The sequence below is a fragment of the Streptomyces sp. PSU-S4-23 genome (assembly GCF_055632315.1).
Genome location: NZ_JBVMUU010000002.1, coordinates 4,962,449 through 4,975,603 on the forward strand (window position 1 = coordinate 4,962,449; position 13,155 = coordinate 4,975,603).

Below are 13,155 nucleotides of genomic sequence, written 5' to 3' on the forward strand. Positions count from 1 at the left end.
TCTTCCGACGTGTGTCTGTGCGAACGGTTCCCGCCGGCGAGGGACCGCCTCACCAGCGTATGCGGAGAGTGATCCCCGGGCCCTGCGAGCGCCGCCCGGTGGGCGCCGTACCGGGCATCCGGGTGACGGACGGCACGCGGGGGCGGGGCCGGCCGGTTCGCGGGGGCGGGGCCGGCCGGTTCGCGGCGGGCGGGCCGGACGGGCCGGTTCACTGGTACGACCGTCCGTGCCGCCGCGCCTCCGCACCCCCGAGGGGCCGTGCCGCGCGCCTCCGCACCCCCGAGGGGCCGTGCCGCGCGGGTCCGGTACCGCGATGCCGGCCCGGTGCCCCGGCGGTGCCGCTTACGATCCTGAGGGGTCCCGCTTCCTGAGGGGTCCCGCTTCTCGCGACAGGAGCGGCAACGCATGAGCGCATCCGAGTTCACCGCCCAGGAGGCCGCCGCGCTGGCGGCCGTCGACGAGGCGGCCATCGCCCGGACCCTGCGCGAGCTGATCGCGATCCCGAGTGTGACCGGGAGCCCGGCCGAGTCCGAGATCCAGCACGACCTGGCCGCGCGGCTCGACCGGCTCGGGCTGGACGTCGACCTGTGGTCCATGGATCTGCCGGCGCTGCGGGCCGACCCCGGCTTCCCCGGCGCCGAGGCGCCCCGGGACGAGGCATGGGGCCTGGTCGCCGCCACGCCGGACGGCGCCGACGGACCGACCCTGATCCTCCAGGGCCACGTGGACGTCGTGCCGCCGGGGGATCCCGCGAGCTGGGCGGGCGACCCGTTCACGGCCGGGACCGACGGGGACACCGTGCACGGCCGCGGCGCCTGTGACATGAAGGCCGGCCTCGTGGCCCACCTGGCCGCGCTGGAGGCGGTACGGGCGAGCGGGGCACGGCTGCGCGGCCGCGTCGCCGCGCACTTCGTGGTCGGCGAGGAGGACGGCGGGCTCGGTGCCTTCGGCACGCTGCGGCGCGGGTACAGGGGCGACGCGTGCGTCATCACCGAGCCGACCGGCGGCACCCTGGTCACGGCCAACGCGGGCGCGCTCACCTTCCGCGTGGAGGTACCGGGCCGTGCCGCGCACGCCAGCTCCCGCGACGAGGGGGTGAGCGCCGTGGACGCGTACATACCCGTCCACCAGGCCCTGGCCGCCCTGGAGAAGGAACGCAACACCGACCCCGATCCGCTGATGGCGGAGTATCCCCTGCCGTACGCACTGTCGGTCGGCACCGTGCGCTGCGGCGACTGGGCCAGCAGCGTGCCCGACCTGCTGGTCGCCGAGGGCCGGCTGGGTGTCCGGCTCGGCGAGGACCCGGCCGCCGCCCGCGCGGAACTGGAGCGGTGCGTGGCGCTGGCGTGCGCGGCGGACCCGTGGCTGCGGACGCACCCTGCGGTCGTGACATGGCCCGGCGGGCAGTTCGCCAGCGGGCGGCTGCCGGCGGGCCACCCCCTGCGGGACACGGTTGCCGCGGCCCACGCCGACGCGACGGGCGGCCCCCGGCCGCGGGAGCGCGGGGCTCCGTACGGCAGCGATCTGCGGCTGTACGCGGCGGAGGGCATCCCCACCCTGCAGTACGGGCCCGGCGACGTACGGCTCGCCCACAGCGCGCGGGAACGGGTCTCGGTCCGGGAGACCGCGACCGTGGCCCGCGCGCTCGCGCTGACGGTGCTGCGGACGGCCGGAACGATGTGAGGCTCACCGTGGCGCCGTCGCTCATCCCTTCACCGCGGAGGAGGCGACGCCCTGCACGAACCAGCGCTGGAAGAACGCGAAGACCACCAGGACGGGCAGCACCAGCAGGACGCCGAAGGCGAGGATCTGACCCCAGTCCGGCGGCTGTTGGCCCTGGAAGACGCTCATCTCCAGGGGCAGGGGGCGGACCGACGGGTCGGAGACCATCAGCACGGGCCACAGGAAGGAGCCCCACTGGGTGAGGAAGGTGAGGATCGCGACCGAGGCGAAGGCCGGCTTCGACATCGGGACGACGATCGCGAAGAAGGTGCGCCAGGGCCCGGCACCGTCCAGGCGCGCGGCCTCCTCGATGCCGGGCGGGATCTTCCGGAAGAACGTGTGGAACTGGTAGACGGAGAAGGCGTTGGCGACGAAGGGGATCGCCTGGATGAAGAGGGTGTCGCGCTGGTTGTTGAACATGTAGAAGAGCGGTACGGCCACCGACTCGAACGGCACGAGCATCAGCAGCAGCACGAGCGTGAAGACCGCCTCGCGGCCGCGCCACTTCAGCCGGGACATGCCGTACGCGGCCATCGAGTTGACGAAGAGACCGCCGGTGACCACCACGAACGCGACGAGCAGTGAGACGCCCATGAAGCGCCAGAAGTGGCCGGTGCTGTCGGAGTCGAGACTGGCGAGGACCTTCGCGTAGTTGTCGAAGGACAGATGGGTGGGCAGGAAGCCGGACAGGCCGCCCAGCACCTCGTCGGAGGGCTTGAGGCTGCCCAGGAACAGGTACAGGACGGGCAGCACGAAGATGAACGCCGGCACGCTCAGGACGGCGTAGTCGGCGATGCGGCGCGCACGCCCGCGGGTCATGGCCATGGGGGGTCAGTCCTCGTTGTCGGGCCGGACGACGCGGCGCTGGACGACGGTCAGGACGACCACGATCAGGAAGAAGACGACGGTGATCGCGGATGCCTGGCCGATGTTGTTCTGGGCGAAGGCGGTGGTGACGGCCTGGTACATCACGGTGCGGGCGGCGTCCTCGTCGAGACCGCCGCCGTGGATGAGGACGTAGACCTGGTCGAAGACGCGGAAGGACAGCACCGAGGTGAGCATGGCGACGAAGACGAGGGTGCCGCGGATGCCGGGCAGGGTGACGTGCCGGAACCGCTGCCAGCGGCCGGCGCGGTCGAGCTGGGCGGCTTCGTAGAGCTCGTCGGGGATCTGCTGGAGACCGGCCAGCAGGATGACCATCTGGAAGCCGACGCCCTGCCACACCGACAGCACGATGACCGAGGCCATCGCGGTGGCGGTGTCGCCGAGCCAGTCGAAGGCGCCCCAGTGGCCGAAACTCACCGCGTGCAGTGCCGAGTTGAGCATGCCCTGGTCGCTGCGGGCCAGGATGAGCCGCCAGATGACGGCGACCAGCGTCATCGGGAAGACGACCGGCATGAAGAACAGGGACCGGAACACGCCGATGGCCTTGAGCTTGCGGTTGAGCAGGATCGCCAGCATCAGGGCGAGGCCGGTCTGCAGGGGGACGACGACCGCGGCGAAGGTCAGGTTGTTGAGCAGGGCCCGCAGGAACGGGCCGGACAGGTCGGGGTCGGTGAACAGGCGTCGGTACTGCTCGAGCCCGAAGAAGGACGGCGCCAGCGGGGAGCCGAGGCGCACGTTGTAGAAGGAGAGCACGACGGCATAGCCGAACGGGACGCCGACGAAGGCGACGAGGCCGGCGACGGCGGGTGCGGACATCAGCAGTCCGTGCAGCCCGTCCCGGTTCCTGCGCGTGCGCCGGGCGGGTCTGCCGGTGCGTGCGGGCGGGGCCTGGTCCCGGCCCAGGGGCGCGGCCTGCGCGGATTCCACGGTTTTCACGGGGGGTCCTGTTCCCGGCGGGGCGGGCGCCGTTCGCGCGTGCCCGCCCCGGCCGATGCGTCCTACGGGATCTGGTAGCCGGCGTTGTCGGCGAAGTCCCGGTCGATGGCGCGGGCGGCCTTGCCCAGCGCGCTCTTGGGGTCCGCGCCGCCGTAGACGGAGTTCAGGGCCTCGCTGAACTTTGCGGTGACGGTGGGGTATCCGGCGGTGACCGGGCGGGTGACGGCGATGCAGGACCTGTCGACGGCGCGGTCGCCGCAGGGCTTGGCGAGCTGGTCGGCGAAGAGCTGCAGCGGGCCGCCCGGCTTGTAGAGGGTGCTCTTGGCGAGGGCGGAGCGGGTGGCGGGCGGCGCGCCGTTGGCCGTCGTCATCGCGGTGACGTTGGTGTCGTCGAGGAGGGCGTCGAGGAAGGCGCCGGCGGCCTTGGCGTTCTTGGAGCCGGCGCCGATGCCCCAGGCCCAGGAACCCTGCCCGCTTTTGGGGCCGTTGCCGAAGTCGGGCAGCGGCAGCACGACGAGGTCGTCGCCGAGGGCCTTGCCGTACGCGGGGTACATCCAGTGGCCGACCCAGCTGAGCGCGACGCGGCCCTTGGCGAAGGCGTTGCCGTCGGTGTTGGGGTCGACGTAGGGCTTCCAGGACTGCCAGGTCTTCAGGGCCGAGACCACGGCCGGGGCGTCGAGGGCGCCTTCCGCCTTGCCGTTCTTGAGGAGGGAGCCGCCGGCCGACCAGACGACGGGGGAGAAGCCGTAGGTGCCCCACTCGGTGGCCAGGCCGTTGCCCTCCTGGATGTCGAGGACCTTGCCGTCGGGGTCCTCGGCCTTCAGCGCCTTGAGCGCCGCGGTGAACCCGGCCGCCGTCCAGTCGTCGGACAGGCCCTTGGGATACGCCACCCCGGCGGCGTCCAGCAGCTTCTTGTTGCCGTAGATGCCGAGTCCGGAGTCGTACATGCCCAGCCCGTAGTGCTTGCCGCTGATCTCGCCCTGCGCCTTGCTCGCGTCGGTGGCGTTGGCCATGGTCCGGACGGAGACGTAGTCGTCGAGCGGGGCGAGCCGCTTGGTGTAGACGAAGTTCGCCATGGTCGGGCCGTCGAACTCCATGACGTCCGGCAGTTCGGCGGCGGGGGTGGCGGTGATGGTCTTGGTGTAGTCGTTGCCGGGTATCAGCTTGAGCTCGACCTTGATCCTGCTCTGCGAGGAGTTGAAGGACTTCACCGCGTTCTGCAGCGCGGTCGCCTCGCTCGTCTCGCCCTGGTGGGCCCAGACGCTGATCGTGCCCTTGCCACTGCCGGCTTCGGCGGAGGCGTTGCCGCCGCTGCCTCCGCCGCACGCGGCCAGAGCGGCCAGCGGCAGGGCGAGGGTCAGGCCCGTACAGGCCGTACGACGGTACCTTCTGTTTCCGGCGGTCATGCTGGGTGCCTCCGTGCGTCGGTGCTGGGGTGAGGGTTCGGTACGGCGGTGCTTCCGGCGTGGGGGTGGGGGCCCGGGGATGCCCCGGGGCGTCACTGAGATGCGTGGGGAGTGGCCAGGGGGCGTCAGCGGGGTGCGCCGGGTCGCCCCGGGCGTCTACCGGGGGCCGCGGGGGCTGGGCGGGGCGGTGGTCTCGCGCAGGATCAGGCGGATGGGCATCTGCACATGGCCGGGCGGCTCGGCGTCGGGTGCGTCGAGTCGTTCCAGCAGCAGCCGGGCGGCCTCGGCGCCCTGGCCGGTGACCGGCTGGGCGACGGTGGTCAGCCCGATCACCTCGGCGAGTTCGTGGTCGTCGAAGCCGACGACGGACACGTCGTCCGGCACCCTCAGCCGGTGGCGGCGCAGGGCGCGCAGGGCGCCCATCGCCATCTCGTCGGACTGGGCGAACACCGCGGTCGGCGGTCGGGAGGCGGCCAGCAGTTCGGTCATGGCCTGTTCGCCGCCCTCGACCGTGTAGCCGCCGTCGGCCTCCAGCTCCGGGTCGTGCTCGATGCCGGCGTCGGCCAGGACGTCCAGGTACGCCCGGCGGCGGGCGACGGGGGTGGTCCAGTGCAGCGGCTCGCTGGCTCCGGAGATCATGCCGATCCGGCGGTGGCCGAGGTTCACCAGATGGCGTACGGCGCTCGTCGCTCCGGCGTGGTCGTCTATGCCGACCACGCTGAAACCGTCCCGGGCGCCGCCGACGGTGGAGGCCAGCGGCACATCGAGGGAGCGCAGCGCGGCGGCCTCCTCCTCGTCGGGGATCAGCAGCGAGAGCACCGCGTCGACCCGCTTGCGCACCGGCAGCCTGGTGAAGAAGCGCTTGCGCGTCTCGGGCGTGCCCAGGTTGTACAGCAGCACGTCGTAGCCGGCGGCGCTGAACACCTTCTCCGCCGCGTCGAGGACGGTGCCGAAGAACCAGCGGCCGATGTACGGGGCGATGACCCCGATGGTGAAGGTGCGCCCGCTGGCCAGGCTGGACGCCGACCGCGACGCCGTGTAGCCGAGCTGCGCGGCGACCGCCGCGATCTGCGCCCGCACCTCGTCCGACACGCCCGGCCGGCCGCGCAGCGCGCGGGACACGGTGGATGTGGAGACTCCGGCGGCGCGGGCGACGTCGGTGATGCTGACCGTCACGGCGCTCTTCCTCCTCGCTGGTGACATCGGCTCGGGTTTCACGTGGGTGTGACCTGTGAGTGACGTGACCGTAAACCGGGTCGCCTTGTTGCGCAAGCGTTTGCGTTCAGTTTTACTTGGCCCGATTCTGAAGTGAGACCTTCGCGGTCACTGGTCAGCGCATGCGTTTGAGCGCTGCGAGCCGACAGGAATGTGCATGCGATACGCCCCGCCCGGCCTCTGTGTGAACGACTTCGCGCTGCTGCGCGACGACGACGGCACCTACGCGGTACTGCATCTCCAGGGCCCGTGGACGGCCGAGTTCGACCATCTGCGGATGGAGACCTCCTACGGCCGGGCCACCTCCGCCGACCTGGTCCGCTGGACACCCGAGGGGACCGCCTTCGGCAACGGCCTGCCCGGCCGCTTCGACCAGCAGGCGGTGTGGACCATGCACCCCGTCCGGCACGGCGAGGGAATGGCGATGTTCTACACCGGCGTCTCCGGCCTCACCCCGGGCGGCGGGCCCCTCCAGTCGGTGGGGCTCGCCTACTCCGACCGCACCGACGGGACCGGCTGGCGCCGGCACGGCACGGGCCCGGTGGCCGAGGCCGACGCCCGGTGGTACCGCACCGGCGAACACATGGGCTGGCGCGACCCGTTCGTCGTACCCGACGACGAGTCGGACGGCTGGGTCATGGTCGTCTGCGCCGCCGACGCCTCCCGGCCCGTCGAGGCCGGCGGCTGCGTCGGCTGGGCGACCTCCGGCGACCTGGAGCACTGGACCGTGCACCCGCCGCTCATCTCACCGGGCGACGTCGACGAACTGGAGTGCCCGGTCCTGGAACGCCTCGACGACGGCGGCTGGCTGCTGCTCGGCTCCATCGGCGCCACCCGGGGTTTCGAGGCATGGACGGCGCCCCGGCTGCGCGGGCCCTGGACCCGCCGCGGCCCCCTCGGCCCGACCGGCTCCTACGCCCCCCGCGTCATCACCGCGCCCGACGGCTCCCGCGTCGTCCTGCACACCACCCCTCGGCGCGTCGGCCTCACCGACTCCGGCGACCGCTGCCGTGGCATGCTCGCCCAGCCGAAACTCCTGGTCACACCGATGGACGGGGCACCGCGCCTGGAGTGGTGGCCCGGCCTGGACGACTGGCTCGGCGAGGAGACCGAGCGGCCCGTGCTGCACGCGGTCGGTGACCTCGACGTCTCCGGCCGGGTCGAGATCACCCTGCGCACCGACACCGCCGTAGGCGGCCGGCCCGCCCTCACCGTCGGCTGCGACGGCAGGAAAATATGGGCCACCGGGCCCGACGGCACGCGGCTCGGCGAGACCGTCCTCGCCGAGCCCGCCGCGACCCTGCGCATCCTGACCATCGGCGAGTACGTCGAGGTCTACGCCGACGGCGTCTTCGCCCTGACGACCCTGTGCTACTCGGGCCGCCCCGCCCCATGGACGGTGTCCTCGGAAGGCCGCACCCGCACGATCCCCGTCCGCCCGGTCCGCCTGCCGGACCCCGCCCGCGACGACGCCTCGGCGGTGTGGCCGGGCCCCGGCGACTAGGGTTCGAGCGCCAGCCGCAGGCCCAGCGCGACCAGCACGGTCCCGGAGATCTGCTCCATACGGCGCCGCACAGACCGCCGCCGGAACACATCCCGGGCCCGCCCGGCCAGCCAGACCAGCGGCAGGTACCAGACGAGGTCGACCGCGGCCCAGATCACCGAGAAGGCGACCAGCGTCGGCAGTACGGGCGCCCCCTGCGGAACGAACTGCGGCAGGAAGGACACCGCGAACACGCCCGCCTTCGGGTTGGCGAAACTGGTGACCAGGCCCTGCCGGTACGCCCGGCCGTGGGACACCGCCGCCACACCGGCCGGTTCCTCCTCCGGGCCGCCGGCCCGCCGCGCCTGCCACACCGCACGCGCCCCCATCCACACCAGCACCGCCGCCCCCGAGATCCGCATCGCGTCGTAGGCGAGCTGCGAGGCCAGCAGCAGGGCCGAGAGGCCGAACGCCGCGGCGAGGCCCCAGAGCACGACCCCGCACTCGTTGCCCAGCACGGTGGCCATGCCGTTGCGGCGGCCGTTCACCACCGCGCGGCGCAGGATCACGGCCGTACTGGGTCCGGGGACCATCGCGATCAGGAAGGCCGCGCCGATGAACGCCATCACTGAGGTCAGCATCGCGCCATCATCACGGGGCGCCCGGACGCCTCACAAGTCGTCTGCCCGGCCGGGTCGTGGCACCGGCCGAGCGGGCGGGGGCGCGCGTTCACAAAGCGGTGCGGCGCCCGCTCACTCCGCGTCGGCGACGACGGAACCGACCCGGTCGGCCAGGCTCGGGTCGCGGCGGACCAGGAGCGTCGCGTAGCCGATGGAGCCGAGCAGGGCGGCCAGCGCCGCGACGGGGAACCAGCTGTAGGGCGCGGGCTGCCCCGGCTTGGCGAGGTAGTAGAGCGGAACCAGGATGGCCAGGGTGCCGATCGCGGGCAGCACCAGATGCCGGACCGTGCGGAACTCCTGCGGACGGTATCGGCGGTAGTACACCGGCAGGGCGATGTTGGACGCCAGGTACACCAGCAGGATCAGGATGGAGCCGAGGCTGGAGGACTCGGTGAAGAAGACCACGGGGTTCATCGGGCCGCCGTCGGCCCCGAGCAGATGGCCCAGACCCCAGCCTCCGATGATCAGCAGCGAGGTGGCCGCGAAGGTGACGATCGCGTTGGTCGGGGTGCGGCGGGTGGGGTGCACATAGCCGAAGAAGGACGGGAGCAGCCCCTCGCGTCCGGCGTTGAACACCAGGCGGGCCTGGGAGTTGATGCCGGCGATCAGCACGCCGAGGGTGGAGGTCAGGCCCCCGATGTAGGCGACGAAGGCCAGCGCGCCGAGCGTCTCCTCGGCGACGTCGATGAAGGGGATGCGCGAGTGGCCGAGCCTGGCCACGTCGTAGTCGAAGCCGGTCACCGTGGCGTAGGAGAAGAGGATGTAGCTCACGGTCATGATCGCGATGGAGAAGAACACCGCGCGGCCGACGTTGCGGCGCGGGTTCTCCGTCTCCTCGGCCAGCGCCGCCGAGTTCTCCCAGCCGATGAACAGGTACACCGCCAGCGGGAAGCCCGCGGCCAGGCCGGTGAGACCGTGGCTGATGTGACCGGGCAGGAACGGGTCGGCGGAGAGGTGGCCGCGATGCCCGGCGATCGCCGCGACCGAGACGACGACCAGCATCACCATCTCCACGCCGAAGAAGTAGCCGGCCCACTTGGTGGAGACGACCACCCCGCGCAGCATCAGCACCACCGACAGCCCCGTCAGCAGCAGCGTCCAGATGATCCACGGCACGTCGACACCGGTGTAGTGGTGCAGGGTGATCTGTACGAACCCGCCCGAGATCGCGATGACGGCGGCCATCCCGATGATGTAGCCAAGACCGGCCAGCAGCGCCGTGGTCACCGCGCTGACCGGCCCGAAGGACTTGCCGACGAAGGTGATGAAGCTGCCCGCGGAGGGATGGGCCCGGGAGAACTCGGCGAGCGTGTTGCCCAGCAGCGCGACCGCGATGCCCGCGGCGACGATGGTCAGCGGGGAGGCGACACCCGCGGTGGTGGCGAGGAAGGCGAAGCCGAAGAAGAAGCTCATGGCCGGGCCGACGTTGGCCATCGTGGCGGCGGCGATGTCCGCCATGCCGAGGACGCCGCCGCGCAGGCGCTGGGGCGTGCCGCCGACGGGGCCCGGCGGCGACGACGGGCCGGCGGCTCCGGGGTCAGTCATGGCGGCAGCTCCTTCTGCAGTGTGGCGGCGCGAGGGGTGCGCGGGGCCGTCGGCACCCGGGCCGGCGCCGCCGGAGGTCAGCTCGGGCGGGCATGCTGGTGTGCCTTCACCGCCCGCACGGCCGGGTCCATGGCGCCGCGGCCGAGTTCGCTGAGCAGCTCGGCGTGGCAGCGGTTGCGGGCCCGCACCACCGCGGGCGCCGGAGCGGGCAGCAGCACGCACAGCCGGCCGAGCACGTCGGCGGCGAACTCGCGGATTCCGGCGCCGCCGAGCGCCTCCGCGAGGTCGAGATGAAAGCGCGTCTCCAGTTCGAGGAGCCGTGCCGGGTCCTCGGCCCGGTCCATCTCGTCGACCAGCGACTGCAGCCCGTCGAGGTGACCGGCCGGGACGTCGCCCGTGCCGCGCGCCACGAGACCGCATTCCAGCAGCAGGTGGAAGGCGTCCAGCGACGCGGCCTCCTCGGCGTCGTGCATCAGGGCGACGACCGCGTCCCAGCCGGGCGCGACGAAGGTGCCGCCCGCCCGCCCCCGCCGGCGGTCGAGCAGGCCGTCCTGGCACATCCCCTCCAGCGCGCGGCGCACGGTGATCTCGCTGATCCCCAGTTCCTCGGCGAGGACGCCGGCGTCCGGCAGCCGGTCTCCCGGTGACACGGACCTCAGGCGCACCCGCAGTGCGATCCGCGAGCGGACGAGTTCCGATCCCGTCTGGCCCCTGCCGGGCAGGACACGGGTGTCCCGTACCCCGGCGACCGTCGCCGGCCGCGCCGGGCCTGGCTGGTTGTAGGGGCCGAACTTGCCCGCTGGATTCACCACGACGCCACCCTAACGGCCTGCTGGGCGGGGTCACGGCCCGCGGGCGACGCCGTCCGGCCGGGCCCCGGAGGGTCAGGGCCCGCTCTCGGTCCGCCGGGCGGCCCGGGCCGGCTTCCCGGCGTCGACACCGTCGCGCAGGGGTGGCCGATGCCAGGTCAGGGGTGGTTCTCGCGACCACGCCGCGGTGTTGTGCATAGGGGGCTCCCACGGGGCCGGAACACGCGAGACGGGACGACGCGGCGCCCACGACGGACGACGGGGTTCCGCGACGCTCGAAAAATTAGGGCATGGTGAACACTTAAAACAAGCCCCCTGGGTAGGTGGGTGCTGTGCGCTCCGTCGCACCGCGCGCCGGGGGTGTGCGGGTGTCACGAAGAAGACGCCCGGCGGACGCCTCTTGTTTTTTTCGATCGTCGTGAACTATTTTCCTGTCGGCCACCCGTGCCCGCTCCCGCGGACACGGGCCGGAAGGCCGCGACCCACTATGCCCGCACGGCAGCCGTGGTCGCGACCCGCGACGCGTCCGACTTCCACACCCCGTCCCCCTTCGGTGAAACCCGTGCGGTCATCCCCGCCCGGGCCCGCCGAGGCATGTCCTCGTCCGCACTCCCTCCCTGGATGGATGTCGAGATGACCACACGTCCCCCTCTCTCCGCCACCGACCCGGCGACCACCGCCGAGAACACCTCCGCGGGCTCCGGCCTGCGCGCGGGCCTGAAGAACCGCCACCTGTCGATGATCGCGATCGGCGGTGTCATCGGTGCCGGCCTGTTCGTCGGCTCCGGCTCCGGCATCGCCGCCGCGGGCCCCGGCATCCTCGTCTCCTACGCCCTCGTCGGCGTCCTCGTCGTCCTCGTCATGCGCATGCTTGGCGAAATGGCCGCGGCCAACCCCACCTCCGGTTCCTTCTCCGCCTACGCGGACCGCGCGCTGGGCCGCTGGGCCGGATTCACCATCGGCTGGCTGTACTGGTTCTTCTGGGTCGTGGTGCTCGCGGTCGAGGCCACCGCCGGGGCCAAGATCCTCTCCGGCTGGATCCCGGCGGTCCCGCAATGGGGCTGGGCCCTGATCGTCATGATCGTCCTCACCGTCAGCAACCTGGCCTCGGTCAGCTCCTACGGCGAGTTCGAGTTCTGGTTCGCCGGTATCAAGGTCGTCGCCATCGCCGCGTTCATCGTGCTGGGCTCCCTCGCGATCTTCGGCCTGCTGCCCGGCTCGGACCACCCGGCGAGCGGCTTCTCCAACCTCACCGCGCACGGCGGGTTCCTGCCGCACGGGCCGGGGGCGATCCTCACCGGCGTCCTGATGGTGGTCTTCTCCTTCATGGGCAGCGAGATCGTCACGCTGGCGGCCGGCGAGTCCGAGGACCCGCAGGGCGCGGTCACCAAGGCCACCAACAGCGTGATCTGGCGGATCGCGGTGTTCTACCTGGGCTCGATCCTGATCGTCGTCTCGCTGCTGCGCTGGGACGACCCGGCGATCCTCAAGGACGGCTCGTACGTCGCCGCACTGAGCTCCATCGGCATCCCGCACGCGGGCCAGATCATGAACGCCATCGTGCTGACCTCCGTGCTGTCCTGCCTCAACTCCGGCCTGTACACGGCGTCCCGGATGGCGTTCTCCCTCGGCGGGCGCAACGACGCCCCGGCCGCCTTCGGCCGCACCACGGAACGCGGCGTGCCGCGCACGGCCATCCTGGCCTCGGTGGTCTTCGGCTTCGTCGCGGTCGCCTTCAACTACCTGTGGCCGGACACGGTCTTCCAGTTCCTGCTCAACTCCTCCGGCGCGATCGCCCTGTTCGTCTGGCTGGTGATCTGCTTCTCCCAGCTGCGGATGCGCAGGATCCTGCAGCGGGAGGCGCCGGAGAAGCTGATCGTCAAGATGTGGCTCTTCCCCTACCTGACCTGGGCCACCATCGCCCTGATCACGTTCGTGCTGGGCTACATGCTGACCGACACCGCCGACGGGGGCGGCCGCGACCAGGTGGTCCTGTCCACCGCGGTGGCGGCGGGCGTGGTGGCCGTCGCGCTGGTCCGCCAACGCCTGGGCCGCAGGCGCGAGACCGTCACCCTGTCGTAGGGACCGCGGCCGGCGGGCCCGTCCGCCCGGCGGCGGCGGCGCGGCGCTTCGGCCGCACCGCCGCCGCCGGGGTGCCGCCCGATGACGCGAGCATCGCCGCCCGTTCTGCCGTCTCCAACTTCCATGGCGCCGGGCCCATTTCGGCGATCTCCCGCCACCGCGCCGCCGTGGCCGAGCCGAACGCCGCGAGCGCCTCGTCTCTTGCGCCCCGCCAGGACGGGAACCGACTCGCGAAGGCGAGGGCCTCGGTCAGTCCCAGTCGATGGGGCGAAGTCGGTGTGCAGGAGAGTGTTGCGCCCTCGAAGTGGTGCAGCGTCGCGGCAGGTCGGGCGAGCCTGGCTGCTGACCGCGCTGGGCTGTTCAGGGGACGCGTTGGACAGCACTGAGTTCGC

Annotated in this window: 10 protein-coding genes; 3 read left to right on the top strand and 7 right to left on the bottom strand. The window is 72.3% G+C overall.

Going from position 1 to position 13,155, the window contains the following annotated elements; translation table 11 throughout:
- Window positions 1-405 precede the first annotated feature (405 nt).
- Window positions 406-1,683 carry an ArgE/DapE family deacylase gene (locus ACZ79I_RS22755; RefSeq protein WP_471499327.1) on the top strand — a complete coding sequence of 426 codons (1,278 nt, stop codon included), beginning with the start codon at window positions 406-408 and terminating at the stop codon, window positions 1,681-1,683.
- A 21-nt stretch (window positions 1,684-1,704) separates the two neighbouring features.
- Here the strand turns inward: ACZ79I_RS22755 and ACZ79I_RS22760 are convergent, their stop codons facing one another.
- The 4 genes from ACZ79I_RS22760 to ACZ79I_RS22775 form a co-directional block, all read right to left on the bottom strand.
- Window positions 1,705-2,547 (bottom strand): carbohydrate ABC transporter permease, encoded by an 843-nt coding sequence (locus ACZ79I_RS22760; protein WP_471499328.1) that lies wholly within the window; start codon window positions 2,545-2,547, stop codon window positions 1,705-1,707.
- Between the two features lie 6 nt (window positions 2,548-2,553).
- Window positions 2,554-3,543 carry a carbohydrate ABC transporter permease gene (locus ACZ79I_RS22765; protein WP_471499329.1) on the bottom strand — a complete coding sequence of 330 codons (990 nt, stop codon included), beginning with the start codon at window positions 3,541-3,543 and terminating at the stop codon, window positions 2,554-2,556.
- 62 nt (window positions 3,544-3,605) lie between these two features.
- The gene (locus tag ACZ79I_RS22770; protein ID WP_471499330.1) at window positions 3,606-4,949 is read right to left on the bottom strand and encodes an ABC transporter substrate-binding protein; all 1,344 of its coding nucleotides are present in this window, start codon (window positions 4,947-4,949) and stop codon (window positions 3,606-3,608) included.
- Between the two features lie 156 nt (window positions 4,950-5,105).
- Window positions 5,106-6,125 carry a LacI family DNA-binding transcriptional regulator gene (locus tag ACZ79I_RS22775; RefSeq protein ID WP_471499331.1) on the bottom strand — a complete coding sequence of 340 codons (1,020 nt, stop codon included), beginning with the start codon at window positions 6,123-6,125 and terminating at the stop codon, window positions 5,106-5,108.
- A 196-nt stretch (window positions 6,126-6,321) separates the two neighbouring features.
- On the opposite strand from ACZ79I_RS22775, the gene ACZ79I_RS22780 reads away from it, so the two are divergent.
- Window positions 6,322-7,668, top strand: a complete 1,347-nt coding sequence (locus tag ACZ79I_RS22780; RefSeq protein WP_471499332.1) for a glycoside hydrolase family protein — start codon at window positions 6,322-6,324, stop codon at window positions 7,666-7,668.
- On the opposite strand, the gene ACZ79I_RS22785 is transcribed toward ACZ79I_RS22780, so the two are convergent.
- From ACZ79I_RS22785 to ACZ79I_RS22795, 3 genes are all read right to left on the bottom strand, one after another.
- The gene (locus ACZ79I_RS22785) at window positions 7,665-8,288 is read right to left on the bottom strand and encodes a LysE family translocator (RefSeq protein ID WP_471499333.1); all 624 of its coding nucleotides are present in this window, start codon (window positions 8,286-8,288) and stop codon (window positions 7,665-7,667) included. The two genes, ACZ79I_RS22780 and ACZ79I_RS22785, sit on opposite strands and share 4 nt — an antisense overlap.
- Before the next feature lie 111 nt (window positions 8,289-8,399).
- Entirely contained in the window at window positions 8,400-9,872 is a 1,473-nt protein-coding gene (locus ACZ79I_RS22790; RefSeq protein WP_471499334.1) for an APC family permease, read from the bottom strand.
- 77 nt (window positions 9,873-9,949) lie between these two features.
- Window positions 9,950-10,684, bottom strand: a complete 735-nt coding sequence (locus ACZ79I_RS22795) for a FadR/GntR family transcriptional regulator (RefSeq protein WP_471499335.1) — start codon at window positions 10,682-10,684, stop codon at window positions 9,950-9,952.
- Between the two features lie 630 nt (window positions 10,685-11,314).
- Between ACZ79I_RS22795 and ACZ79I_RS22800 the strand changes: the two genes are divergently transcribed.
- On the top strand, window positions 11,315-12,763 hold the full coding sequence (locus ACZ79I_RS22800) for an amino acid permease (RefSeq protein ID WP_471499336.1): 1,449 nt from the start codon (window positions 11,315-11,317) through the stop codon (window positions 12,761-12,763).
- Window positions 12,764-13,155 lie beyond the last annotated feature (392 nt).

What these genes read in the sequence shown, in the direction of transcription:
- ACZ79I_RS22790 (WP_471499334.1), bottom strand. Translation starts at nt 9,872, where the DNA reads ATGACTGACCCCGGAGCCGCCGGCCCGTCGTCGCCGCCGGGCCCCGTC.
- ACZ79I_RS22755 (WP_471499327.1), top strand. Translation starts at nt 406, where the DNA reads ATGAGCGCATCCGAGTTCACCGCCCAGGAGGCCGCCGCGCTGGCGGCC.
- ACZ79I_RS22760 (WP_471499328.1), bottom strand. Translation starts at nt 2,547, where the DNA reads ATGGCCATGACCCGCGGGCGTGCGCGCCGCATCGCCGACTACGCCGTC.
- ACZ79I_RS22780 (WP_471499332.1), top strand. Translation starts at nt 6,322, where the DNA reads ATGCGATACGCCCCGCCCGGCCTCTGTGTGAACGACTTCGCGCTGCTG.
- ACZ79I_RS22800 (WP_471499336.1), top strand. Translation starts at nt 11,315, where the DNA reads ATGACCACACGTCCCCCTCTCTCCGCCACCGACCCGGCGACCACCGCC.
- ACZ79I_RS22785 (WP_471499333.1), bottom strand. Translation starts at nt 8,288, where the DNA reads ATGCTGACCTCAGTGATGGCGTTCATCGGCGCGGCCTTCCTGATCGCG.
- ACZ79I_RS22770 (WP_471499330.1), bottom strand. Translation starts at nt 4,949, where the DNA reads ATGACCGCCGGAAACAGAAGGTACCGTCGTACGGCCTGTACGGGCCTG.